Here is a 25,648-nt window from a genome sequence, read left to right on the forward strand (position 1 = left end):
GGTGAAAGTCCTTATGGTGCCGTACCTTTCCGGTATTTTTAGATCAGCACTGCTCTTGCGTATCCGTGACACGGCCATCAGCGTCCGAGTGCTTTATCGCAGGGGATTCCTCCGACCCTCTGGACTGGCCGGTGGAGTGCACGCGTTCAGGATCGCCCGATCGCAGGGTCCGCTGGTAGGCGCATTTGCGCCATCGTTACGACAGAAGCCCAACGCCTCAGCGATCGTGGACGTGAGGGCCAATCTTGCCCGGTACAAGGTCCCACGCACGGTGAGATTTGTAGCGGAATTTCCCCGCAATTCGACGGGCAAGCTCTTGCGGAGCGAACTGGTCAGGATGGCTGGCGAGCCCGAAAATTCAAGTCAAGTCCGGTGAGAAGTTAGGTCATAGAACCGATTTCGTTTGGTATCTAATCTTTTCCGCAGGACCCAGGTGGCGGCGACGCTCCCGAAACCGCGTCAAGGAGGATCTGGACTTGTGGGACCGCTAGAAGGAATCAAGGTTGTCGAAATGGCGGGTCTGGCGCCCGCACCATTCTGCGGAATGATCTTGGCGGATATGGGCGCTCAGGTCTTGCGAGTCGACCGAAAGGGGCCTGCCGACAGAGGGATAGCACCGCCCGAAGGACCATTGGATCGCAGCAAGTATGTCATTGAACTGGACGTGAAGCGTGAAGAAGACCTTGCTGAACTCCTCAATATTGTCGAGCAGGCGGATGTGTTCATCGAGGGCTTTCGCCCGGGCGTCGCCGAACGTCTAGGGTTGGGTCCGCAAGAACTGATCGATCAGAACTCCCGCCTGGTCTACGGCCGCCTTACGGGTTGGGGCCAGGACGGTCCGCTTGCGCCGAGAGCTGGCCACGACCTCAACTACATCGCGTTATCTGGAGCGCTCGCGGTGTCCGGCCGCGGGGCCGGTCGCGCCTACCCTGCCGCCAACATGCTCGGAGATTTCGCGGGAGGGGGGATGCTCCTGGCGCTCGGCATCGCGGCGGCCCTCGTGGAGCGCGGCCGGTCAGGCCGGGGACAGGTCGTTGATGCGGCGATGATCGACGGATCGGGACTGTTCACGGCGTTTCTGCACGGCATGCGCGGCGCGGGTTTATGGAATGAGGAGCCCGGACAGAACGTTCTTGAGGGCGCGGCGGCGCCCTTCTACAACGTCTACGAATGTGCCGATGGTAAGCATCTCGCGGTGGGGTGCGTCGAATTGCAGTTCTATGCGGAGCTACTGGCGGTGCTCGGGATCGACGACCCTGAGTTGCCATTCCAGTTGGATCGACGTGGCTGGCCTCAGCTCGTTGAATTGATCTCGGGCAAACTCAAAGAGAAGTCCCGAGATGAATGGGCTGAGATCTTCGCAGATTCGGACGCGTGTGTAACACCCGTTCTTGAACTGGATGAGGTCGAGAATCATCCACACAACAAGGCGCGCAAGGGATTTCTGAGTGTCGACGGCGTCACTCACCCTGCGCCCGCACCTCGCTTCTCACGCACCAGTCTGGCGGATCCTGTGGGGATCACTCGGGATAGTGCAGAGGTTCGGCAAATCCTTTCGTCTTGGGGCGTCCGGTAAACACCATGCTCGTGTCAATTGCCAGAACCGGATCTCGGGTTGCGAGTACTGCGTGGCACATGAGCATCGGGTCGGCCCATGTGCTCTTCTCGAAACGGGTTCGTGGAAGAATCTCCCAACCTGCCGCTGCGCAAGTGCGAAAGCGATTCGAGGCATTAGGTCCCACCTACGTCAAACTGGGCCAACTAGTGGCCTCTTCACCCGGCGTGTTTCCCAAGGTGCTGGCCAACGAGCTTCAGTTGCTCCTCGATCGCGCCACTCCCGCCGACTCCGTCGAGGTGCGCAAGACGCTGTATAGGGAGTTGGGTGAGCCTGTCGCGAACATCTTCTCTCATTTCGACTTTCACCCCTTGGCATCTGCGTCGATAGCGCAGGTTCATGCGGCCACTCTGATCACAGGCGAACGGGTGGTGGTCAAGATTCAGCGCCCCGCCATCCGTGAACGCATCGTGTCGGACACCCGCATCCTGTCGGTAGCGGCAAGGATGCTGGAGCTATTTCCTTCCGGGCGAATGCTCGCCGCTAGAGATATTGTGGAAGACTTCACAGATAATCTGTTCAGCGAGTTGGATTTTCGCAATGAAGCCGCTGCGATGACGGCATGGGCGGAGTTTGTCGGGCAGTCACGATTCGCCGACCATGCCCGGGTGCCCGTGGTCTTCGGCCAGTTCACCACAGCGAACCTACTTGTCATGGAGCATATCGACGGTGTGCGTGTCGACGACGTCAATGCGGTCGAGGAACGTTTCGGCGGAGACAGTTCGAGAGCCATCCGGACATTGCTGCTCGTGCTGTTGGACTCAATCTTCAAGGCTGGGGTGTTCCACGGCGATCTGCATGCGGGAAACGTCCTTGTCGACAGGTCAGGCGCTTTGGTCTTCCTGGACTGGGGGATAGTCGGTCGGTTCGATGCCGACCGAGCTTCACTCTTACGCAAACTGATCGTCGATCTCGTGATCAACAACGACCTGCGCGCCGCCGGTGGACATCTGGTGGCTTTAGGCGCGGTCAAACGTTCAACTTTCACGGGCCAAGTAGTGACCGATCTACGGTCGGTCACCGAGCCGCTCTCGGGAGCGGAGCTGGGCAATGTGTCCTACCAGGAATTAGGCAAGAAGATCCTCGAGCTCGGACAGACCTACGGGCTCCGTCTTCCTCGGGACCTCGTTCTCGTCGCCAAACAACTGTTGTACGTGGAGCGGTACATGAAGCTACTTGCGCCGAAGTGGAAGCCTGTCAAGGACTCGGAAGTCGTTCAATACCTGGCCGAGTTCGTACTCGAAGAAGTGGGCGAATGATGTCTAGCGCGCAAGAGTTGGTGTTACCGACGTCCTGGTCGGCAAGTGCGGAGGACAAACACTCCACACGGTGGATGCGTTTCCTAGGACGAATCACCTCGCCCAGGATGCTTCGTAATCCAGCTTTGCTGGAGCAGGCGCTGCGGGGACAAGTGGTGGTGATCACCGGAGCATCTTCCGGTCTAGGCGCAAGCCTTGCAGGCCACTGCGCGGCAGCCGGTGCATACGTGGTGATCTGCGCGCGCAGCACACAATTGCTCGAGCAAGTCGCCGAGAAGATACGCCAGGCCGGCGGCCACATTGACATCCACACCATGGACCTGGCAGACGACGCTCAAATCATGAGCTTTGCATCCAAAGTATTGGCGAAGTACGGACGTGTCGACGTCCTGGTACATAACGCGGGTAAATCACTCAATCGAGCAATCCACCTGTCCTACCGGCGACCGAAGGACCTCCACGCGAGCGTCGCCGCCAATTACATCGGACCGGTAAGGCTGACTATGGCGCTCCTGCCATACATGCGGGCACGTGGGTCGGGGCACATAGTCAACATATCGACCAGTGGTGTGCTGGGTCCCCCCAATCCGAAGTGGGGCTTCTATCTTGCTTCGAAGAGCGCGCTGGATTGGTTTCTTCGCGCCGCGGCTCCGGAAGCGATACAGGACGGCGTAGTCATCACGCAGTACTACCTTGGGAGCGTGCGCACCAAGATGAGCGCACCGGGGAATTTGCAACGGCGGTTCCCCAGTCAGTCGGCCGATGAGGCCGCTTGGGGTGTCGCGCACGCGCTGGTTCGTCGGCCACAGGCACATGCGTGGCGTCTGATGTACGCCATCAATGTTCTAGCAGTGGCGTTTCGGTTTCCTATTGAAAAGGCTCTCCGAAGGAGCGCTCACGCCATTCCGGAGACCAAGGCGAGCCTGGATCGCGCTGTCCCACAGGAGGATTTTGTATGTGGCGATCCAAATACACTGGCTAACAGCACGTTTACTACGCCTAAGGACCTATGATGGACAACATCGCCTTGAATGCCGGGGATCTGCTTACGTTGCAGCGAGCTTCTTTTGCCCGTGAGGGGTTCCCCGGCTTGGCTGTGCGCAAGGACCGACTCAGCCGGTTCGGCTCGATGCTCTATCGGAACATTGGACATCTAGCCGACGCGGCAACGGAAGATTTCGGATACCGATCACGCGAGTTCAGCGGGTTGTTTGCCTTGGCACCGATTATCGATATGGCCTACCACCGCGTAAAGCTCCGCAGTTGGATGAAGGTCCGACGATCATCGCTACTACTCAGTGCGTTGGGGATTGACCAAACCACCAGAAGCGAGCCAAAAGGCGTCGTTGGAGTGATGGGCCCGTGGAACTTTCCATCCGAACTTACACTCGGCCCGGCGGCGTCCGCATTGGCCGCGGGCAATCGGGTGATGCTCTGGCAATCACCACAAGCACCCGCCACCGCGGAAGTTGTCAGCGAGATCGTGCGACAGTATTTTGCTCCTGAGGAGCTTGCGGTGTTCAGCGAAACAAATGGATCTGGCGAGGAGTTTAGCCAACTACGTTTTGACCATCTCTTATTTACGGGGTCGCGTCGCGTCGGCGCGTTGGTCGCAAGTGCGGCGGGCAAGAACCTTGTGCCGGTCACTCTTGAACTCGGCGGAAAGAACCCCGCAGTCATCGCACATCAAGGGAACATCACACGCGCCGCGAAAGTATTGTCCGCCCTGCGGCTGGTCAACGGCGGGCAAGCTTGTATCTGTCCCGATTATGTTTTCGTCCCCGAGGACGGCGTGGAGGAGTTCATCCACAGCTTCCTCGCCGAGTCTGAACGCCGATATCCTCTGCCCGCAGGACAATCCGGCTATACATCAATCATCGATGACAAGAATTACCGTCGAGTCCTCTCGCTCATCGAGGGTGCCGAACGCACCGGCGCCAAGAGGTGGGAATCCGCAACAAAAGACAGCACGGTGATGGCCGCCGAGCGCAAGATTGCCCCGACCATCCTGACCGGTGTAACTCCTGAGATGGAGGTGTCACGGGAGGAGATCTTCGGACCTGTGCTCTGCGTGTATCCCTACAAGCACATCGATGACGTTGTCGGTTATGTGGGACAAAATGATTCACCTCTCACCATGTACTGGTTCGGGCCGAAGAACAGAGACTATCGAACGCTGGCAGACTCATCCCGATCTGGCTCAGTGAACATCGGCGACGGCCTGCTGAGCCTCGCGAGTCCCCTCGTACCGTTTGGCGGCATAGGCCACAGCGGCACGGGCGCGTACCACGGCAAGTACGGATTCGACACGTTCAGTTACGTACGTCCTGTCGTGCGTTCACGACTGCCGTTTTCCGTTGCCTCAGTGGCGGTCCCACCTTATCCGCGCATCGTGAAGAGTGTTCTTGAGAGGATTCTTGGCGATGCCCAATCTCAGTGAAAGCACACCGATCAGCCCCATGGACAGGGCGTACAACGCACTCCTGGAAGCCGATCTCGCACGTCAGTTCCGTCGAGGGCGGCGACTGATCGCCGGACGCACCTTTTCGGATGAACTACGTTCGGCAGTGTCAGGCAAACGCATCCTGGTCACGGGCGCTTCGTCCGGTATCGGGCGCGGCACCGCGCTGAGGCTCATGCAGGCCGGCGCCCATGTGTTGCTGGTTGCCAGGCGTGTCCAGCTGCTCGAGGAACTTGCCCAGGAATCACGCAGCACCGACGGTCATGCGTCATATTTCCAATGCGACCTCAGCGACCAGCTGCAAGTCGCCGCACTGGTTTCTCAGGTGTTGGACGAGCATGGCGGAGTGGACGTGCTGATAAACAATGCCGGCCGATCAATCCGGAGAACCGTGCGTGAATCCGTCGATCGAATGCACGACTACGAGCGCGTCATGCAACTCAACTTCTTCGGAGTCACTTGGCTCACCATCCCGCTGGTGGAACGCATGCGCCAGGACGGTGGTGGCCAAGTCATCAATGTGTCGACGGCAGGCACTCAATTCGCTGGCACGCCGAGATTCGCCGCCTACATGGCATCCAAGGGGGCGCTGGACCAGTTTGCACTTTCGGCCGCGCCTGAGATGCTCGCTGACGGAATCCGTTGGACCACAGTGAATTTACCGCTGACCCAGACAGACATGATTGCGCCGGCGCAAGATGCGTGGAATCGGTACCCGAAGTTGTCCACGGACAAGGGCGTGTCGATGGTTCTCGACGCAGTGGTGAGAGCCCCCGTTCGCGTGACACACCCGACAAGCAACGCCATTGAGGTCATCGACCGAGTTGCGACCCGAATCGTGCAGAGGCAGAAAGCACGCGAGTTTCGGAAAACCCCCGCGGCAGGACTACCCAAGGTGGCGATCATTGGCGCCGGCATGTCCGGGCTGGCGATGGCGATGAAACTCCAAGCCGCCGGTAGCGACAACTTTGTGATCTTCGAGAAGACGCAGAATGTCGGTGGCACTTGGCGAGAAAATGCCTATCCAGGGCTGACATGTGACGTCCCCGCACATTACTACTGTTACCGAGACGAACTATCCGCTGACTGGACGCATCTATTCGCCCCCGGCAGTCAAATCCAGAGATACTTCGAGAATGTCACGGCCAAAAAAGATCTCACCCGCTTCATCCAGTTCGGGACGGAGATGATCCGAGCAGAGTTTACGGGAGGCCAGTGGGTTCTCACTGACGCTGACGGATGCGAACACTCAGCGGATGTGCTGGTGTGCGCCACCGGAGTGCTCCATCACCCACGCACTCCCAGCATTGAGGGGCTGGAAACTTTCGGGGGAAAGATCTTTCACAGCGCGCGTTGGGAGCATGACGCGGAGATCGTCGATGCCCGCGTCGGTATAGTTGGAACTGGTTCAACGGGGGTGCAGATAACCACAGCATTGTCGGAGATCGCCGCGAAGGTGACACTGTTCCAGCGGACTCCACAGTGGGTCATTGCTGTCCCTAATCCGCCGATACCTCAATGGTTCCGTTTCCTACTAGCGCACTCGCCGGTTCTGAATCAGGCGATGTATCGGATGGCGAACGTGACCTTTAACGTCGCGGCCCGGGCTCCGATTGCGCAAGGGTGGGAGCGGCGCCTTTTCGGATATTTGGCGCGCAAAAGTCTAGCGACAGTGCAGGATCCCGAACTGCGAGCGCGAATGACGCCGGACTATGAACCGCTGTGTAAGCGGTTGATAAATTCAGCCGACTTTTACCGCGCCATCCAACGGCCCAGTGTGGCGGTGGTGTCCGAGGCAATCAATCGCGTGTGTCCGGACGGAATAGTGACATCCGACGGCCACCTCCATAAACTCGATACCCTAGTATTGGCAACTGGTTTCGAGGCTCACACATATATGCGACCTATGCAAATCATCGGCCCTACCGGCTTGTCCCTCGAGCAGGCATGGAGCGAGGGGCCGCGAGCGCATAACACCACGATGATCCCAGGGCTTCCAAACTTGTTCACCCTGATGGGCCCTAATAGCCCGATCGGAAACGCATCGCTGGTGCCTATCGCCGAAACTCAGGCCGATTACGTGGTCAACTGGCTCAAACACATGAAGAGATATCGTGTAGTGGAAATCGAGCCCACTTCGGTAGCAACGGATCGCTTCTATCGAGAGTTGACTGCTGCGCTCGGAGGCACCGTGTGGTCCTCCGGGTGTGATAGTTGGTACCTCGGCTCAAACGGTGTACCCGTCCTATGGCCATGGCCATTCGATGAACTACGTAAGCGCTTGGCGAACCCAAATAGCGACGACTTCATTCGTCGCCATACCCATTCTGTTCCACCAGAGCCGGCTGCATCAGGTTTGGCGGTCCGTTGATCGCACTGACCGTCCTCATGGCGGTCGCGCTGGTGTTGACGTGGCTGATGTACGCCACGCTGCGGCCGTGACGCCGCGGGCGGCACCGCGCACTACGAGTCCAGCAGGCTAGATGAAGCAAGGACACCGCCGGCGTTGACTATTACAGATAGTAACGTTACGGTTTTGTCCGTAACGGTTGTGTCGATGATGACGATCAGGGAGCGAACGATGGTTTTGGCCGAACAGGCGTACCCCCGCGTGCGGCGAATGGACTTTGGATTCGATGCTTCTCCTCCGGAAAGCAAGTACTTCGCGGATAACAGCATCATGTTTAGTCACACGATCGCCTTCCTATCGGCGATATTTCCTCCCGGCGAAGATATTTTCGTGCGATCTGTGCGCCGCTACATGGACAAGATCACCGACCCTGAGCTAAAGAAGCGCGTCATGGGCTTCATTGGCCAGGAAAAGGTGCATGGCAATCAGCATCGCGAACTCAACGAGAAGCTAACTGCAATGGGCTATCCCACGGCGTGGTTCGAGTACATATTGGAAAGTACTGAGCGCATGGAAAAGTTTCTCGACAAACAATACCCAGACCCTGACAGACTCCCACGGTACCGCCACTTCTTCCTGGGTTTCACCGTCGCCGCCGAGCATTTCACCGCGACCTGGGCCGAGAATATTCTAAAAAGCCCCGAATTACAGGCTATGGCCCATGACCCCGGGGTCAAGAAGCTCCTTAATTGGCACGCCCTAGAGGAGCTGGAACATAAATCTGTTGCCTTTGATGTGTACAGATACTTACAGGTACCAGAATCCACACGCATTCGGTGGATGTACTTCGCCGGGAATTTCGGAATCCCTATAGTCGTCCTGTTTTCATGGTTGTCCATTGTGGCCGCCGACCCCGAGGGACGGCGCCAGCCGTTTAGGGTGTTGAAAGAGACAGTTCAAATGTTGCGAAACCCCATGTGGAAGGGCTTCCACCGAGACATGAGACCCTTCTTCAAGCGCGACTTTCATCCCGATCAGATCGACACCACCAACCTCCTCGAACATTGGCAAAAGGAACTTTTTGGCGAGCAGGGACAACTTGTCGGTAATCTCAGGCAACCCGGTCGATGAAATCGATCGACCTCAGCCCTGAGAATATCCAAGACATATCAACAAGGTGAATGCACTGAGACGCAAATATATCGACAGTTCCAGGACGCTCTCCACGGAGCGTTAACGCGGGGCGAAGTGTCAAGAGAGACTATTCTCACCTGAGTGTGGAAACTTTGGCGGCAGTTACATTCATAGCCGCGGTATATCCGGATGCGACGCCCCGCCATATTGGACTCAATTCTCATGTGGACCGCCGAAACCGGACTACGCAAGCTGTCTATGGGCGATGTAGCAAAGCGCGCACGCATCGTCCGAGCAACGCTCTACAAGCACTTTCCTCGCCGCGAGCTGCTAATCGACGCGTTTGTACAATCCGAGCTGGCAAAGTTCTTCGACCAAGTCGAGTCCGTCGTGGAACAGCACGACACGCCGGAGGACCGACTCGTCTACGGTTTCGCTCACGCCTACCGTCTCCTCAGGTCACACCCAGCGGTCAAGACGGTGCTGGTTGTCAACCCCGAGCTCATCGTCCCCTACACGATCACCAGAGTGAGCTATGCAAACGTGATCGTTACATGTGTCCTGTCGGCATACAGCGCCCGGTGCGTTCACCGAGAACGGATGACGCGATCGGGCTCTGCGGGTGGTACGTCCAGTCCGGAGTTGGCGAATTCTCGCACCGCGACCAGCAACGCACCGGGTATCTGAACTCGGTATCCAACTCGATGAGCCGACCGCCCTCGAACGCGACTAGGCTCACAACGTGACCCTCCCGGCCGACCCCAGCCCCGAATTTGCCGCCTATGCCCACCCCGAACGCTTAGTCTCCGCGGACTGGCTCTCGGGACACCTGGGCACTCCCGGACTGTCCATCGTGGAGTCCGACGAGGACGTCTTGCTCTACGACATTGGGCACGTCCCCGGTGCGGTGAAGATCGACTGGCACGTCGACCTCAACGACAGCACGGTCCGCGATTACATCGACGGCGCGCAGTTCGCAGAGCTGATGAATCGCAAGGGGATCCGCCGCGAGGACACGGTCGTCATCTACGGCGACAAGTCCAACTGGTGGGCTGCCTACGCGCTGTGGGTATTCACGCTGTTCGGCCACCCGGACGTCCGGCTCCTCGACGGTGGACGCGATCTGTGGATCTCCGAGGGTCGCGACACCACCCTCGACGTTCCGTCCAAGCACACCGAGGGCTACCCCGTGGTGGATCGCAACGACGCCCCGATCCGCGCCTACGCCGACGATGTGTTGGCCCACCTCGGGCACGGACCGCTCGTCGACGTGCGCTCCCCCGCCGAATACACCGGCGAACGCACCCACATGCCCGATTACCCGGAGGAAGGCGCGCTGCGCGGCGGACACATCCCGACCGCCGTCTCGATCCCCTGGGCCAAGGCCGCCGCAGAAGACAGCAGGTTCCGTCGCCGTCGCGAGCTGGACGAGATCTACGGCGACGTCATCGCCGCCGAGGGGGACATCGTCGCCTACTGCCGCATCGGTGAGCGTTCCAGCCACACTTGGTTCGTGCTCACCCACCTGCTGGGTGTCGAGGGTGTGCGCAACTACGACGGCTCGTGGACCGAATGGGGCAACCGGGTCCGCACGCCGATCGTCAAGGGCGACAAACCAGGCGCGCCCCCTGCAGCATGAGCCTCCCCGCCGAACTCGCCGAGATCGTCGCCGATTTCAAGGCCGTCGACGGGCAGGACAAGCTGCGCTTGTTACTGGAATTCTCGGGCGAATTGCCTGATTTGCCATCGCATTTGGAGCAGGCGGCGATGGAACCGGTGCCGGAGTGCCAGTCGCCGCTGTTCCTGGACGTCGACGCCAGCGACCGTTCCGGCATCCGGCTGTACTTCAGCGCGCCCGCCGAGGCCCCGACGACGCGCGGGTTCGCCTCGATCCTGCATCAGGGTCTGGACGGCCAGTCAGCAGAGGCAATCTTGGCGGTACCCGACGACTTCTACGCCGAACTCGGATTGGCAGAGCTGATCAGCCCACTGCGGCTGCGCGGAATGTCGGCGATGCTGGCGCGCATCAAACGAAGATTGTCCTAAACCTACTCATCAGTAGGTAAAAACAGGGGCGGCACACCCCATCCCGGATGTGTGTTTGATGCCATGGATGCATAAACTCACTGCCGAGACTCTAAGAAAGCGGTAAAACTCAGGAAGTAGGAGTCCCGATGAGCCGCTTGCGCGAAGAACCAACAACAGGAGGCCCGGTGCCCAATCACGCCAGCTCGAAGATCAGCAAGGTACTCGTCGCCAACCGCGGCGAGATTGCCGTTCGGGTGATCCGCGCGGCGAAGGACGCCGGCCTGGGCAGCGTCGCGATCTACGCCGAGCCCGACGCCGACGCGCCCCACGTTCACCTCGCCGACGAGGCCTTCGGCATCGGCGGTAACACCGCCGCCGAGTCCTACCTGGATTTCGGCAAGATCCTGGAGGCCGCCGAGAAGTCCGGCGCCAACGCTGTCCACCCCGGCTACGGTTTCCTCTCCGAGAATGCCGACTTCGCCCAGGCCGTCATCGACGCCGGGTTGATCTGGATCGGGCCCAGCCCGCAGTCCATCCGCGACCTCGGTGACAAGGTCACCGCCCGCCACATCGCCGCACGGGCCCAGGCCCCGCTGGTGCCCGGTACCCCGGACCCGGTGAAGGATGCCGACGAGGTCGTCGCCTTCGCCAAGGAGCACGGTCTGCCGATCGCCATCAAGGCGGCCTTCGGTGGTGGTGGCCGCGGCATGAAGGTGGCCCGCACCCTGGAAGAGGTTCCCGAGCTGTTCGAGTCCGCCACCCGCGAGGCCGTCGCAGCCTTCGGTCGTGGCGAGTGCTTCGTGGAGCGCTACCTGGACAAGCCGCGCCACGTCGAGGCGCAGGTCATCGCCGATCAGCACGGCAATGTCATCGTCGCCGGTACCCGCGACTGCTCACTGCAGCGCCGCTTCCAGAAGCTTGTCGAGGAGGCGCCCGCGCCGTTCCTGACCGACGCTCAGCGCAAGGAGATCCACGAGTCCGCCAAGCGCATCTGCAAGGAAGCCGGCTACTACGGTGCCGGCACCGTCGAGTACCTGGTCGGCCAGGACGGCTTGATCTCATTCCTCGAGGTCAACACCCGTCTGCAGGTGGAACACCCGGTCACCGAGGAGACCGCAGGCGTCGACCTGGTGCTGGAGCAGTTCAAGATCGCCAATGGCGAGGCCCTCGAGTTCACCGAGGACCCGACGCCGCGCGGCCACTCGATCGAGTTCCGCATCAACGGCGAGGACGCCGGCCGTAACTTCCTGCCCGCCCCCGGCCCGGTCAAGGTCTACGACACCCCCACCGGCCCCGGTGTGCGCCTGGACTCGGGTGTGCAGGCCGGTTCGGTGATCGGTGGACAGTTCGACTCGATGCTGGCCAAGCTGATCGTCACCGGCCGCGACCGCAACGAGGCGCTGGCCCGCTCGCGGCGTGCCCTGGCCGAGTTCAACGTCGAGGGTCTGGCCACCGTCATCCCGTTCCACCGCGCAGTGGTCTCCGATCCCGCCTTCATCGGCGACGAGGACGGCTTCACCGTGCACACCCGCTGGATCGAGACCGAGTGGGACAACACCGTCGAGCCCTTCACCGCCGACGCCGCAGAAGGCGAAGAGGACGAGGCTCTGCCCCGCCAGAAGCTGGTCGTCGAGGTCGGCGGCCGTCGTCTCGAGGTGTCGCTGCCCGGTGACATCTCGCTCGGTGGCGGAGGCGGTGGCGCCGCGAACGGTGTCATCCGCAAGAAGCCCAAGGCGCGCAAGCGCGGCGGCCACGGTGGCGGCGGCGCCACCGGCGACTCGGTGACCGCTCCGATGCAGGGCACCGTCGTCAAGGTCGCGGTCGAAGAGGGCCAGGAGGTCGAGGCCGGCGAGCTGATCGTGGTGCTGGAGGCCATGAAGATGGAGAACCCGGTCACCGCGCACAAGGCCGGCACCATCACCGGGCTCAGCGTCGAGGCAGGTGCCGCCATCACCCAGGGCACCGTGATCGCCGAGATCAAGTAAGACTGTTGTCGCCGAGCGTGAAGCTGTGGCGGGATTCTCACCGAATTGCCGCCATGGTTTCACGCTCGACGCGTTTCTAGACTCATGGAAACCATCGAGATCAATGCGGGCGCATGGTACTTGCGCGCCCTGCGGGCCGACGAACGCATGGACGATCGCCCGGCACTGACCTCACTCGGTGTCGACGATGCCGACTATGTATCCGCGCGCGCAGCCGATTGGGACTCCGATCGCCTCTACAGCTGGGCCGTCTGCGAACCGACCACCGCGGAGATGGTCGCCGAGGTACGGCTCGACCCCGCCACCGGGGGCATCGAATCGCGGGCCCGCGACGACTACCCGGGCTCGACGAGTGCCGAGCAGGAAGCCGTCGCCGCCGTGCGCCGCTTCGCCGACGCCATGCTGGCGTGACGGAAAGAAACCACTTGACCTCGAGTGCACTTTAGGTACGACGATGGGCGAGTGAACACGTCAACCACCCCGCTGCGCCTTGCCGTGATCTGCGCCAGTACGCGCGACGGTCGGTTCGGCCCCACTGTCGCGAACTGGATCGCAGAAAAGGCCCGGCATCATCCGTCGTTCCATGCCGGCTACATCGACCTCGCGGAATACCCACTTCCCCTTCACCTTTCCCGCAGACCGGGGGCCGACGACACCGCCCATCTGGCCAAGATGACGGCACGGCTGCGCATTGCCGACGCATTTCTCGTGGTCACTCCGGAGTACAACCACAGTTTCCCCGCCCCGTTGAAGAACCTGATCGACTGGCATCACAGCGAGTGGCAGGCCAAGCCGGTCGGATTCACGTCCTACGGCGGCATGTCGGGAGGGTTGCGCGCCATCGAGCAGCTGCGCCTGGTTTTCGCCGAACTGCATGCCGTGACCACCCGTGACGTGGTCAGTTTCCACGGCGTGTGGAGCCAATTCGATGACGCCGGCCAGCTCGTCGACAGCCGCGACGCGGAAACCGCCGCCAAGACGATGCTCGATGAGCTGGCATGGTGGGGTTCCGCGTTACGGACGGCGCGGGAGCACTCCCCCTACGCCTGGTGAGCTATGCCTGGGGAGACTGCGCCAGCACCCGTGATACCGCGGCCACCGCAGCGTCGATCTCCTCGGCACTGACGATCAGCGGCGGACGGAACCGGACACTGTTCTTGCCGCTGGGCAACAGGATCACGTGCTCCTGCGACCACAGGCGCTCCACCAGATGATCACGCTCCTGCGTGGTCGGCAGACTGAACGCGCACATCAGCCCGCGGCCCCGCACGTCGCCAATCTCGCCGTGCCGCAGCGCCAGGGTCTGCAGACGGTCCAGTAGGTACTCGCCCATCCGAGCCGCATTGCCGAAAAGCCGCTGCGACTCAATCACTTCCAGGATGCGGCGAGAGCGCACCATATCGACCAGGTTTCCGCCCCAGGTGGAGTTGATGCGTGAGCTGACGGCGAAGACGTTGTCGGCGACCTCATCGACACGACCGCCCGCCATGACCCCGCACACCTGCGTCTTCTTGCCAAACGCCACGATGTCGGGAGTCACGCCCAGCTGTTGGAATGCCCACGCCGTACCGGTGAGGCCACACCCGGTCTGCACCTCGTCGAAGACGAACAGGGCGTCATTCTCGTGACACAGCGCGCGCATGGCGTGGAAGAACTCGGGGCGGAAATGATGATCTCCACCCTCACCCTGAATTGGCTCGGCGATGAAACATGCTATGTCGTGCGGATTTTCGGCGAACACACGGCGGGCCTGTGCCAGTGCGGCAGCCTCCAGCTCTTCGACATCGGCGTCGGGGCGCAGGTACGGCGCATCGATGCGCGGCCAGTCGAACTTGGGGAACCGCGCCACCTTGTTGGGATCGGTGTTCGTCAGCGACATGGTGTAGCCACTTCGGCCGTGGAAGGCCTCGCGCAGGTGTAATACCTTGGTGCCCAAGGCTGGATCGATTCCGTGCGCCTCGTTCCAGCGGCTCTTCCAATCAAATGCCACCTTTAGTGCGTTTTCTACCGCCAGCGCTCCGCCGTCTACGAAGAACAGGTGCGGTAGCGCCGGGTCACCGAGCACTCGCGCGAAAGTGTCGACGAACCTGGCCATCTCGACGGTGTAGATATCCGAATTGCTCGGCTTGTTGATGGCAGCCCGGGTCAGTTCGGCACGGAACTCACCGTCCTCGGCGAGCATCGGGTGGTTCATCCCCAGCGCCGACGACGCGAAGAAGGTGAACATATCGAGATAGGTGGTCCCGTCGCGCGCATCCACCAGATGCGCCCCACGCGAACGCTCCAGGTCGAGCACGAGGTCCATTCCGTCGGCCAGAATGCTGCGCCGCAGCACCTCATGCACCCGATCCGGTGTCACCGGGTCCGGACGCGTTGCCTCGTCATCGGTCGTGGAGCCTACGTGGGCCCCCGGGAACATGAGTGCGGTCATAAGACCCACACTAACGGAGTATTTACGACTTCTCTACATCAAGACAAGAATATTTACGGCACCAGCTGGCGGCCATCGTAAAAAGTTTGTAAGATGATGGTGCTTCGCGTGCGAACATTGGCTGTGGTGCGGATCAGCTGCAGCAGCTCCTCGAGCGCACGCGGCGAGGGCACTCGCACTAGGAGGACGTAGCTTTCCTCGCCCGCCACCGAGTGGCACGACTCGATGGCGTCAATGTGCTCAAGCCGTGCCGGAGCATCATCGGGTTGCGAAGGATCGAGAGGGGTGATTGCCACGAACGCCGAGAGCAGTTGGCCCACCGACTCCGGATTGACCCTGGCCGCATATCCGGTGAGAACACCACGAGATTCCAGCCGCCGCACACGAGTTTGCACCGCAGAGATCGACAGCCCGGCCTTTGCCGCCAGATGCGCCAGGGTCGCCCGGCCATCGCGAGCCAACTCGCGCACCAGAATCCGGTCGACGTCATCAAGCGGACGCTCGGGCGTTCTCTCGGAATCCGCAGTCACGGAGGCAGAGTACCGCGACCACGGACCACAAGGAACGAACTTGCGTAGGCCAATCACGTCAACTGTGAGACTAACTACAGGACGAATTCGATGACCGATCTCATCCCCTGCTGGGAACTACGCGCAGGTTTCGCGGCGGCACTGTCCCAGATGTATGGGACGGAAGTTCCCGCGTACAACACGCTGGTCGACGTCAGCACCGAAGTGAACCAGACTTATGCCACAACGCATCCGGATGCCGAGCGGCTCGGCTCGATCGATCGCGTGACCGCCGAGCGCCACGGCGCGATCCGGGTGGGCAGCCCGGGAGAACTCGCCGCCGTCGCCGACCTGTTCGAAGCGTTCGGGATGTATCCCGTCGACTTCTACGACTTGCGTGACGCCACGTCGCCAGTGCCCGTGGTCTCGACGGCATTTCGGCCCATCGATGAAAAAGAGTTGGCACTCAACCCCTTCCGAGTGTTCACCTCCATGCTTGCGACTGCCGACCGCCGGTTCTTCGATACGGAACTTCGCACGCGCGTGGAGAACTTCGTACGGCGGCGAGAGCTGTTCGATCCGGCCCTGCTGGCCCACGCTCGGCTGATCAGCGCTGCGGGCGGAGCCACCCCGGCGCAGGCCGAGGACTTCATTCGCGAAGCGGTGAAGTCGTTCGCACTGTCCACCGCCCCCATCGATCGGGCCTGGTACGACGAGCTTTCCGCGGTCTCACCGGTCGCCGCGGACATCGCCGGCGTGGGCGGCACACACATCAACCATCTGACACCGCGCGTGCTCGATATCGACGACCTGTACCGGCAGATGACGGCACGCGGCATCACCATGATCGACGCGATCCAGGGGCCACCACGCTGGCATGGACCCGATGTTCTCCTGCGGCAGACCTCATTCCGGGCACTGGCCGAGCCACGCCGTTTCCTCATGCCCGACGGCACCGTGACCAGCGACACGCTGCGGGTCCGGTTCGGCGAAGTCGAGGCACGGGGCATAGCCCTCACCCCCATCGGCCGCACTCGCTACGACGCCGCGATGATCGCCATCGAGACCGCACAGGCAGATCCCGAACGGGCCGCGTCTATTTGGGCCGATCACTTTCCCGATACCGAGGCCGGTCTGGCCGAGCAGGAACTCGCATACTTCCGCACGGACGTCGGCGCCGACGGCGAGATCGTGCGCCGCCCCATCGTGTACGAGGATTTCCTGCCGCGTTCGGCCGCCGGGATATTCCGGTCCAATCTCGATGACGACGGCGCATACGGGGATGGTGCCGACGATTACGCCGCCGACTACTCGAAGGATTGGATGTCGGGCGCCATAGGGCGGGACATCCACGATCCATACACGCTCTACGCCGCCATCGCCGCACAATCTGACCTCACGATAGGAGCCGATCGATGACCACCACACTGCCTACCGCATCCCCCGAGGTGCTGCCAACCGCCGACGAGTTGCGCACGCGCGCCCAGAACGCGCTGCGGTGGATCGGCGCGGACGTAGAACTGAGCACGAGAGCGGGAGAAGGTGGCGGCGTCACGGTGCGTACCCCTATCACCGGCGACACGCTGTTCACGCTCGCGGCCAGCTCGACGGAGGATGTCGATGGCGCCATCACCGAAGCCGCCCAGGCATTTTCACAATGGCGCACCACCCCGGCGCCCGTGCGCGGTGCATTGGTGGCCCGTCTCGGCGAGCTGCTGACGGAGCACAAGAAGGATCTGGCCGAATTGGTGACCATCGAGGCCGGAAAGATTGTCTCGGAGGCACTCGGCGAGGTCCAGGAGATGATCGACATCTGCCAATTCGCGGTCGGACTGTCCCGGCAGCTCTATGGCAAGACGATGGCCTCCGAGCGTGCCGGGCATCGACTCATGGAGTCCTGGCATCCACTGGGCGTGGTCGGAGTCATTTCCGCGTTCAACTTCCCGGTGGCCGTGTGGTCATGGAACACCGCGATCGCCCTTGTCTGCGGTGACACCGTGGTGTGGAAGCCATCCGAGTTGACACCACTGACTGCCGTTGCCTGCCAGGCACTCTTGGACCGCGCCGCCGCCGACGTGGGGGCGCCGCCGGAGGTGAGCCGACTGATCCAGGGCGGCCGTGAGGTCGGCGAACAACTCGTCGACGATCCACGCGTCGCGTTGGTGAGTGCGACAGGGTCGGTGCGGATGGGCCAACAGGTGGGCCCGCGGGTGGCTGCCCGCTTCGGCCGGTCGCTGCTCGAGTTGGGCGGTAACAACGCGGCCATCGTGACGCCCTCAGCGGATCTGGATCTTGCGGTGCGCGGAATCGTGTTCTCAGCCGCGGGCACCGCGGGCCAGCGCTGTACCACCCTGCGGCGGTTGATCGTTCACCACTCTGTCGCTGATGCGCTGGTCGAACGCATCGTCAACGCCTACGGCCAGCTTCCGGTAGGCGATCCATTCAGCGACCAGACCCTGATAGGCCCACTGATCAACGAGAAGTCGTTCCGCGATATGCAGGACGCACTGGAAACCGCCCGCGCGCAGGGCGGAACGGTCATCGGCGGCGAACGTCGCGATCTGGGTGACGGCGCTTACTACGTCACCCCCGCCGTGGTGCGGATGCCCGAACAGGGTGACGTCGTACACCGGGAGACCTTCGCCCCGATTCTGTACGTGCTCGGCTACGACACCCTCGACGAGGCGATCGCACTGAACAACGCAGTGCCCCAGGGCCTTTCCTCGGCGATCTTCACCCTGGACATGCGCGAGGCCGAGCGTTTCCTGGCCGCCGACGGATCCGACTGTGGAATCGCTAACGTCAACATCGGCACCTCGGGCGCCGAGATCGGCGGAGCGTTCGGCGGAGAGAAGGAGACGGGCGGTGGCCGCGAGTCCGGCTCCGACTCATGGAAGGCATACATGCGGCGTGCCACGAACACCGTCAACTACTCCACCGAGCTGCCGTTGGCTCAGGGCGTGCACTTCGGCTAGTCGGACGGGCTAGTCGGACGGGCTAATCGGATGGGCTACCAGGGGTGCGGCTGGAAGTCCTTCAGGAAGCAGCCGTAGAGATCGACGCCGCGCTCGCCCTGCACGATGGGGTCGTAAACCCGGGCCGCACCGTCCACCAGATCCAGCGGCGCGCGAAACCCTTCTTGCGCCAGACGCATCTTGCTGGTGTGTGGACGCTCATCGGTGATCCAGCCGGTGTCGACCGCAGTCATCAGGATGCCCTCGGAAAACAGTTCACCCGCACTGGTCCTGGTCAGCATGTTCAACGCGGCCTTGGCCATGTTCGTGTGCGGATGCCCCGGCCCCTTGTAACCCCGCGAGAAGTTGCCCTCCATCGCGGATACGTTCACCACGTACTTGCGCCGGGCCGTCGAGGCACGCATTGCGGGCCGCAGCCGCGACAACAGAATGAACGGCGCCACGCTGTTACACAGTTGCACCTCAAGCAGTTCCAGCGGGTCAATCTGGTCGACCGTCTGCACCCAGCTGTTGGTGTCGACGAGGTCGGGCAACAGCCCACCGGCGTCGACGGCGGTGCCGTCGACAATCCGGTCCGGGGTGGCCGAACCTGCCGTCAAGGCCAACGACACCAGCGAGTGTGCGGCGGCTTCGGAACCCTCTCCCAGCGCCAGAGTATGGGGATGCAACTCGCTGGAATCTCCCATCGCCGTAATCGGAACACGTGCAGCGGCGCCGCTGAGAGGCGCCTGTTCTGCGTCAACCAAGGACGTGTAGGAGCCCGGGCTGCGGCGGACCGTCTGGGCGGCATTGTTGATCAGAATGTCCAACGGTCCCTGCGCGGCAACTTCATCGGCGAAACGAGCCACCTGGGCGGGGTCACGCAGGTCGATGCCCACAATGCTCAGCCGGTCGAGCCAACTCGCGGCATCGGGCAGCTGGGCGAATCTGCGCGCCGCGTCCCGCGGGAATCGGGTAGTGATCGTGAGGCTGGCACCGTCGCGCAACAACATCAGGGCGATGTACATCCCGATCTTGGCACGGCCACCGGTCAGCACGGCCCGTCGCCCGGTCAGGTCCGTGCGCTGATCACGCCGGGACCTGTTGGCAGGCGCACAATCCGGACACAGCTGGTGGTGGAACGCATCGATCTCTGTGTATCTGACCTTGCAGATGTAGCAATGCTGGGGGCGCCGCAGCGTCCCGACCGCGTCCCCACCACGCAGCGGCAGGCCGGCCGTCTCGTCATCGATCCGATCGGCCGATCCGGTCGCGGTGGCCCCGATCACCGCACGGTCGGCTTCCAGCTCCGCCTGGCGCGCCTGGCGGCGGCGCTGCCTCTTGAGAATTTTGAACAGCTTCGCGACGCCGCGTTGCACGGCAATCGAATCGGGATGATCGGGTGCAAGCGCGGCGGCCTGATCCAGGACACGCCCAAAGATGGCCATGTCCTCGGGGTCAATGTGCTTAGCCACCGACGCAGTGTAGTTAGAGGGCCAGCAGTTCTCGTAATAGCAGATCTGATGAAGCCCGTCCGCCCCTCGTCCGTGCGCACCGATCGGGCCAACCACGACCCTGCTGCCTAGTAAAATCTGCTGGATGACCGACGACTCCGATGCAGTTCGCCCGAGCGGCTCATCGCCCCGTCGGCGGCTCACCCCTGAGGACCGGCGTGCCGAGCTACTGGAGTTCGGTACACAACTATTCGGCGAACGTCACTATGACGACGTCCGCATGGACGAGGTAGCTGAGCAGGCGGGTGTGTCACGAGCGCTGCTGTACCGCTACTTTCCCGACAAGCGCTCCTTCTACACCGCGGTGATGCAGGCTGAGTACGACAGGCTCTACGACGCCACCATCTCGCTGGATATGGATCCGACTCTTTCCGGTTTCGAGCGGCTCCGGCGGACTCTTCTGGTGTACCTGCACTACCAGGAGGAGCATCCCTACGCGCCGGTGACCGTGTTCCGCATGATCGATTCTGCCGATCCCACCGTCGCAGCGATAGAGCAGCAGGAATACGACAAGCAGACCGATCGCATCATGGCCGTCGTCGAGCATGTCGCCGGCGACGAATTAACCCCGGATCTCGTCACCGCCCTGCGCGTGGTCATCCGGGCCTGGCTGACCTTCAACCAGGAACTAGCACGTCAACGGGCCATCAATCCTGATCTGGACGTCGACTGGCTGGCCGATACCTCCGCGCACGCCATGATCGACGCCGTCCGGCGGGTACCGAACATCCCGAAAGCAGTGGTGGACCTCATGGGTGCCGATTAGATCCCCAAAGTCGGCCCCCGCAAGCGGGAGGTACCCCCATCGCTCCCGCCCGCCGGAAAAATTGTCGGCCCCTGTTGGCACGATGGTCCGATGAGCAGCGAGTCCGGTCCACTCGCCCGGTTCTCGGCACCTACCCGGGAATGGTTCGCCGAATCATTCCCGGCTCCCACCCAGGCGCAGTCCGGTGCGTGGCAGTCCATCGCCAAGGGCGACAACACCCTCGTCATCGCCCCTACCGGGTCCGGCAAAACCCTCGCGGCGTTTCTGTGGGCCATCGACACCCTGGCCGGCGCCAACCCCGAGCTGAATATCGCCGCCGGTGCGGCTCCGGCTCGGCGCGGAACCCGGGTCCTGTACATCTCACCGCTCAAGGCGCTCGCCGTCGATGTCGAGCGGAACCTGCGTGCCCCCCTTGCCGGGATTGCCCGCACCGCACAGCGGATGGGCCTGGCCGAGCCATCCATCACTATCGGGGTGCGCTCGGGCGACACCCCCGCGCAACGCCGCCGCGCGCTGATCTCCTCTCCCCCGGACATCCTCATCACCACCCCGGAGTCACTGTTCCTGATGCTGACCTCCGCCGCACGCGAGACATTGGAAACGGTCACCACCGTCATCGTGGACGAGGTCCACGCGGTGGCCGGAACCAAACGCGGTGCGCACCTTGCGCTCTCGCTTGAACGGCTGGACAATCGTCTTTCCCGGCCAGCACAGCGAATTGGCCTGTCGGCGACGGTGAAACCCGCGGCTGAGGTCGCCCGCTTCCTGTCCGGTCGCGCCCAGGCCAACGTCGTCGCCCCCGCCAGCCCGAAGACCTTCGACCTGTCGGTGGTGGTGCCCGTTTCGGATATGAGCGCCCCAGACACCTACCCCGACGCCGAGGCCTCCAACGCGGGCACCAACACGATTTGGCCACATGTCGAGCAGCGCATCGTCGACCTCATCGAGGCGCACCGCTCGAGCATCGTCTTTGCCAACTCGCGTCGCCTCGCCGAGCGGCTCACCGCCCGGTTCAACGAGATTCACGCTGAGCGCCTGGGGGTGGATCTCACCCCGGTGGCCAATCCCGGCGTACCAGGAGGGCCCCCGGCGCACATCATGGGCAGCGGGCAGACCTACGGTGCCGCACCCTTGCTGGCCCGGGCTCATCATGGCTCGGTCAGCAAGGAGCAGCGCGCGAACATCGAAGAGGACCTCAAGACCGGCCGGCTCAGATGCGTAGTGGCCACCAGCAGCCTCGAACTCGGAATCGATATGGGCGCCGTGGATCTGGTAGTTCAGGTGGAGGCGCCACCGTCGGTGGCCAGCGGACTGCAACGCATCGGCAGGGCCGGACACCAAGTCGGCGAGATCTCCAGAGGTGTTCTTTTCCCGAAGCACCGCACCGATCTGCTGGGCTGCGCGGTCACGGTGCGGCGCATGCTCGACGGTGATATCGAAACCCTGCAGGTACCCGCCAATCCGCTGGACATCCTGGCGCAACACACTGTGGCCGCATGTGCACTGGATCCGCTGGACGTCGAGACCTGGTTCGACGTGGTCAGACGCAGCGCCTCCTTCACCTCCCTGCCGCGCAGTGCGTTTGACGCCGTGCTCGATTTACTCAGCGGCAAGTACCCGTCCACCGATTTCGCCGAGTTGCGTCCGCGCGTCGTCTACGACAGAGACGCGGGAACGCTCACCGGACGGCCCGGCGCGCAACGGCTGGCAGTCACGTCCGGGGGCGCCATTCCCGATCGCGGCCTGTTCACGGTGTACATGTATGCCGGCGCCGAGGGCGAGAAGCCATCACGGGTAGGCGAACTCGACGAGGAAATGGTGTACGAGTCACGCCCGGGGGACGTCATCTCCTTAGGGGCCACCAGCTGGCGCATCACCGAGATCACCCACGAACGGGTGATCGTGGTCCCGGCCTTCGGCCAACCGGGCAGGTTGCCGTTCTGGCGCGGCGACGCGGTAGGGCGGGCCGCCGAGCTGGGCATGGCACTGGGACACCTGACCGGCGAGCTGGCCGCAGCCGATGACGCCGAATTCGATAAACGTTGTGCCGATATGGGATTCGATGACTTTGCGATCGGCAATCTTCGAAAGCTGCTCACCGACCAGCTGCAGTCCACCGGCGCCGTCCCCACTGACACCACACTGATCGTCGAGAGATTCCGCGATGAACTCGGCGACTGGCGCATCGTGCTGCACTCGCCGTACGGACTGCGGGTCAACGGCCCATTGGCGCTGGCCGTCGCCGATCGGCTCCAACAGCGCTACGGGGTCAGCGAGTCACCCACAGCCACCGACGACGGGATCGTGGTCCGACTGCCCGATACCGATGACAGTCCACCCGGGGCAAGCCTTTTCGTCTTCGACGCCGCCGAGATCGAGGCGATCGTGACGCGAGAGGTCGGCGGTTCGGCACTCTTCGCGGCCCGGTTCCGCGAATGCGCCGCGCGCGCTCTGCTCCTTCCACGCCGAACTCCCGGGCGCCGATCACCACTGTGGCAGCAACGCCAGCGCGCCGCGCAACTGCTCGATGTCGCACGCAAGCACTCCGATTTCCCGATGGTGCTTGAGGCGTTACGCGAATGCCTGCAGGACGTTTACGACATCGGAACCCTGGTGCGGTTGATGTCGAGTATCGAACAGCGCCGGATCCGGATCGTCGAGGTACAGACCGAGGTACCTTCTCCCTTCGCGGCGGCACAACTGTTCAGCTACATCGGCGGATTCATGTACGACGAGGACCGCCCCCTGGCCGAGCGACGTGCCGCTGCTCTCTCGCTGGACACTGGTCTGCTCGCCGAGCTCATGGGACGGGTGGAACTGCGCGAGCTGCTCGACCCGGCAGTCATCGAGACGACCGAGAAACAACTGCAGCACCTCGCCGAGGAACGCAAGGCCCGCGACGCCGAGGGCCTCGCCGATCTGTTCCGCCTCTTGGGCCCCATCACCACCGAAGAGGTCAGCGCCCGCTGCTCCGGCGCGGGGGCCGATTGGCTGCGCGAGCTCGTCGCCGCGCACCGGGTGATCGAGACCCACTACGGGCAGCGTGCCTGGTGGGCGGCCGTCGAGGATGCGGCACGGCTGCGTGACGCGCTCGGGGTGCCGGTACCGCCGGGTGTGCCTGCGGCCTTCACCGACGCGACGGCCGATCCGCTCGGGGAGCTGCTGGGCCGATACGCCAGGACACACGGCCCATTCACCACCGGGCAGGCCGCCGAACGCTTTGGTATTGGTATTCGTGTTGCCGCCGATGCCTTGGCGGCACTGGCCGCACGCGGCCAGTTGGTACGTGGCGAATTCACCTCCGAAGCAACAGATTCTGAACAGTGGTGCGATGCCGAGGTCCTGCGGATCCTGCGCCGACGGTCCCTGGCTGCGCTGCGCGCGCAGGTGGAGCCCGTTAGCACATCGGCATTCGCACGGTTTCTGCCCGATTGGCAGTACCTCGATTCCAGCCTGCGCGGCGTCGACGGAGTCGCCACCGTCATCGACCAGCTGGCCGGGGTGCCGATACCCGCATCCGCATGGGAGCCACTGATTCTGGCGCGCCGGGTCCGCGATTACTCGCCCCAGATGCTCGATGAGCTGCTTGCCTCCGGAGAGGCGGTGTGGTCTGGACACGGCTCGATCACCGCGCAGGACGGCTGGATCGCCTTGCATCCGAGCGAGGTCGCACCGGCCACACTGGCCGCACCGGATTCGGTGGTTCTGGACGAGTCACACCGCGCGATTCTCGATGGCCTCGCCGCCGGCGGTGGATTCTTTTTCCGCCAGTTCGGCGACGGGGCGACACGCGCGGCGTTATGGGATCTGGTGTGGGCGGGACGGGTGACGGGTGACACCTTTGCGCCGCTGCGAGCGCTCCTGGGCACCGCCGCCACATCGCGTACGACGCACCGAAACCGGCGAGCTCCGAGGCTGCGCGCCTACACACCAATCCCCACCGCAGCACCGGTCGATCCCGCGGTCGCCGGCCGGTGGTCGTTGCTCCCGGAGAGGCTTGCCGACGGGACTGAACGTTCGCACACACAGGCCGAGTTGCTGCTCGGGCGGTACGGCGTGGTGACCAAGGGCAGCGTCGTCGCCGAGGGAGTCGCGGGCGGTTTCGCCTGGCTGTACAAGGTGTTGTCGACGTTCGAGGACAACGGGCGCTGTCGCCGGGGCTATTTCGTCGAATCACTGGGGGGTGCGCAATTCGCTTCTCCCTCGACCGTCGACAGGCTGCGCGAATACCTCGACACGGTCGACGACGAACGCACGCCGCAGCGGGCGACGGTGCTGGCGGCAACCGACCCCGCCAATCCGTATGGCGCAGCCCTGGTGTGGCCACGGGCCGCGTCCGATTCCGGTCATCGACCGGGCCGCAAGGCCGGGGCGCTCGTGGCGCTCGTCGATGGCCATCTGGTGCTGTACATCGAAAGGGGCGGCAAGTCGCTGCTCAGTTTCGTGACCGATCCCACGATGCTGCACGCCGCGGCGTTGGGCACGATGGATTTGGTACGCGCCGGTGGGCTCGATGGTCTAGTAGTCGAAAAAATCGATGGCAGATCGGTTTTCGACATCGGAGAGTCCGCGGTGAGCACGGCCTTACTGGAGGCCGGTTTCGCGCGGACACCGAAGGGACTGAGAGTACGCCGATGAGGAG

Annotated in this window: 18 protein-coding genes; 15 read left to right on the forward strand and 3 right to left on the reverse strand. The window is 62.8% G+C overall.

From position 1 onward, the window contains the following. Nucleotides 1-478 precede the first annotated feature (478 nt). The 11 genes from AOT87_RS20830 (at nt 479) to AOT87_RS20885 (ending at nt 13,885) form a co-directional block, all read left to right on the forward strand. Nucleotides 479-1,576 carry a CaiB/BaiF CoA-transferase family protein gene (locus tag AOT87_RS20830; RefSeq protein WP_081343350.1) on the forward strand — a complete coding sequence of 366 codons (1,098 nt, stop codon included), beginning with the start codon at nt 479-481 and terminating at the stop codon, nt 1,574-1,576. 59 nt (nt 1,577-1,635) lie between these two features. Then, a complete protein-coding gene (locus AOT87_RS20835; protein WP_157859027.1) occupies nt 1,636-2,874 on the forward strand; it encodes an AarF/UbiB family protein in 1,239 nt (412 codons plus the stop codon). A gap of 107 nt (nt 2,875-2,981) precedes the next feature. After that, nucleotides 2,982-3,887 (forward strand): SDR family NAD(P)-dependent oxidoreductase, encoded by a 906-nt coding sequence (locus AOT87_RS20840; RefSeq protein WP_157859028.1) that lies wholly within the window; start codon nt 2,982-2,984, stop codon nt 3,885-3,887. Continuing rightward, entirely contained in the window at nt 3,887-5,314 is a 1,428-nt protein-coding gene (locus AOT87_RS20845) for an aldehyde dehydrogenase family protein (RefSeq protein WP_157859029.1), read from the forward strand. The genes AOT87_RS20840 and AOT87_RS20845 overlap by 1 nt, the downstream gene beginning before the upstream one ends. Before the next feature lie 19 nt (nt 5,315-5,333). After that, entirely contained in the window at nt 5,334-7,706 is a 2,373-nt protein-coding gene (locus AOT87_RS28055; RefSeq protein ID WP_256379948.1) for an SDR family NAD(P)-dependent oxidoreductase, read from the forward strand. A 210-nt stretch (nt 7,707-7,916) separates the two neighbouring features. Next, the gene (locus AOT87_RS20855) at nt 7,917-8,816 is read left to right on the forward strand and encodes a metal-dependent hydrolase (protein ID WP_057969885.1); all 900 of its coding nucleotides are present in this window, start codon (nt 7,917-7,919) and stop codon (nt 8,814-8,816) included. A gap of 745 nt (nt 8,817-9,561) precedes the next feature. Then, nucleotides 9,562-10,458, forward strand: a complete 897-nt coding sequence (locus AOT87_RS20865; RefSeq protein ID WP_030096863.1) for a sulfurtransferase — start codon at nt 9,562-9,564, stop codon at nt 10,456-10,458. Next, entirely contained in the window at nt 10,455-10,865 is a 411-nt protein-coding gene (locus AOT87_RS20870) for a SufE family protein (RefSeq protein ID WP_057968609.1), read from the forward strand. The genes AOT87_RS20865 and AOT87_RS20870 overlap by 4 nt, the downstream gene beginning before the upstream one ends. A gap of 167 nt (nt 10,866-11,032) precedes the next feature. Further along, the gene (locus AOT87_RS20875) at nt 11,033-12,832 is read left to right on the forward strand and encodes an acetyl/propionyl/methylcrotonyl-CoA carboxylase subunit alpha (RefSeq protein WP_057964461.1); all 1,800 of its coding nucleotides are present in this window, start codon (nt 11,033-11,035) and stop codon (nt 12,830-12,832) included. 84 nt (nt 12,833-12,916) lie between these two features. After that, a complete protein-coding gene (locus AOT87_RS20880; protein WP_057964462.1) occupies nt 12,917-13,243 on the forward strand; it encodes a hypothetical protein in 327 nt (108 codons plus the stop codon). A gap of 51 nt (nt 13,244-13,294) precedes the next feature. Next, nucleotides 13,295-13,885, forward strand: coding sequence for an NAD(P)H-dependent oxidoreductase (locus tag AOT87_RS20885; protein ID WP_057964463.1), 591 nt, complete (start codon nt 13,295-13,297; stop codon nt 13,883-13,885). A 1-nt stretch (nt 13,886) separates the two neighbouring features. On the opposite strand, the gene lat is transcribed toward AOT87_RS20885, so the two are convergent. Both lat and AOT87_RS20895 read right to left on the reverse strand, forming a co-directional pair. After that, nucleotides 13,887-15,191, reverse strand: coding sequence for an L-lysine 6-transaminase (gene lat, locus AOT87_RS20890; RefSeq protein WP_234795826.1), 1,305 nt, complete (start codon nt 15,189-15,191; stop codon nt 13,887-13,889). A gap of 125 nt (nt 15,192-15,316) precedes the next feature. Beyond that, nucleotides 15,317-15,793, reverse strand: a complete 477-nt coding sequence (locus AOT87_RS20895) for an Lrp/AsnC family transcriptional regulator (protein ID WP_057968607.1) — start codon at nt 15,791-15,793, stop codon at nt 15,317-15,319. 90 nt (nt 15,794-15,883) lie between these two features. On the opposite strand from AOT87_RS20895, the gene AOT87_RS20900 reads away from it, so the two are divergent. Beyond that, a complete protein-coding gene (locus AOT87_RS20900; protein WP_057968606.1) occupies nt 15,884-17,191 on the forward strand; it encodes a VOC family protein in 1,308 nt (435 codons plus the stop codon). After that, nucleotides 17,188-18,747 (forward strand): aldehyde dehydrogenase family protein, encoded by a 1,560-nt coding sequence (locus tag AOT87_RS20905; RefSeq protein WP_057968605.1) that lies wholly within the window; start codon nt 17,188-17,190, stop codon nt 18,745-18,747. The genes AOT87_RS20900 and AOT87_RS20905 overlap by 4 nt, the downstream gene beginning before the upstream one ends. A 35-nt stretch (nt 18,748-18,782) precedes the next feature. Here the strand turns inward: AOT87_RS20905 and AOT87_RS20910 are convergent, their stop codons facing one another. After that, a complete protein-coding gene (locus AOT87_RS20910) occupies nt 18,783-20,174 on the reverse strand; it encodes an SDR family oxidoreductase (protein WP_057968604.1) in 1,392 nt (463 codons plus the stop codon). A 151-nt stretch (nt 20,175-20,325) separates the two neighbouring features. Between AOT87_RS20910 and AOT87_RS20915 the strand changes: the two genes are divergently transcribed. Continuing rightward, on the forward strand, nt 20,326-21,006 hold the full coding sequence (locus AOT87_RS20915; protein WP_030096853.1) for a TetR/AcrR family transcriptional regulator: 681 nt from the start codon (nt 20,326-20,328) through the stop codon (nt 21,004-21,006). Between the two features lie 90 nt (nt 21,007-21,096). Then, nucleotides 21,097-25,644, forward strand: coding sequence for an ATP-dependent helicase (locus tag AOT87_RS20920; protein ID WP_057968603.1), 4,548 nt, complete (start codon nt 21,097-21,099; stop codon nt 25,642-25,644). Nucleotides 25,645-25,648: the final 4 nt, after the last annotated feature.

The organism is Mycobacteroides sp. H003, from assembly GCF_001440135.1.
GTDB classification, from domain to species: Bacteria; Actinomycetota; Actinomycetes; order Mycobacteriales; family Mycobacteriaceae; genus Mycobacterium; species Mycobacterium gwanakae.

What these genes read in the sequence shown, in the direction of transcription:
- AOT87_RS20835 (WP_157859027.1), top strand. Translation starts at nt 1,636, where the DNA reads ATGAGCATCGGGTCGGCCCATGTGCTCTTCTCGAAACGGGTTCGTGGA.
- AOT87_RS20840 (WP_157859028.1), top strand. Translation starts at nt 2,982, where the DNA reads ATGCTTCGTAATCCAGCTTTGCTGGAGCAGGCGCTGCGGGGACAAGTG.
- AOT87_RS20845 (WP_157859029.1), top strand. Translation starts at nt 3,887, where the DNA reads ATGGACAACATCGCCTTGAATGCCGGGGATCTGCTTACGTTGCAGCGA.
- AOT87_RS28055 (WP_256379948.1), top strand. Translation starts at nt 5,334, where the DNA reads ATGGACAGGGCGTACAACGCACTCCTGGAAGCCGATCTCGCACGTCAG.
- AOT87_RS20855 (WP_057969885.1), top strand. Translation starts at nt 7,917, where the DNA reads ATGGTTTTGGCCGAACAGGCGTACCCCCGCGTGCGGCGAATGGACTTT.
- AOT87_RS20870 (WP_057968609.1), top strand. Translation starts at nt 10,455, where the DNA reads ATGAGCCTCCCCGCCGAACTCGCCGAGATCGTCGCCGATTTCAAGGCC.
- AOT87_RS20880 (WP_057964462.1), top strand. Translation starts at nt 12,917, where the DNA reads ATGGAAACCATCGAGATCAATGCGGGCGCATGGTACTTGCGCGCCCTG.
- AOT87_RS20900 (WP_057968606.1), top strand. Translation starts at nt 15,884, where the DNA reads ATGACCGATCTCATCCCCTGCTGGGAACTACGCGCAGGTTTCGCGGCG.
- AOT87_RS20905 (WP_057968605.1), top strand. Translation starts at nt 17,188, where the DNA reads ATGACCACCACACTGCCTACCGCATCCCCCGAGGTGCTGCCAACCGCC.
- AOT87_RS20910 (WP_057968604.1), bottom strand. Translation starts at nt 20,174, where the DNA reads ATGGCCATCTTTGGGCGTGTCCTGGATCAGGCCGCCGCGCTTGCACCC.
- AOT87_RS20915 (WP_030096853.1), top strand. Translation starts at nt 20,326, where the DNA reads ATGACCGACGACTCCGATGCAGTTCGCCCGAGCGGCTCATCGCCCCGT.
- AOT87_RS20920 (WP_057968603.1), top strand. Translation starts at nt 21,097, where the DNA reads ATGAGCAGCGAGTCCGGTCCACTCGCCCGGTTCTCGGCACCTACCCGG.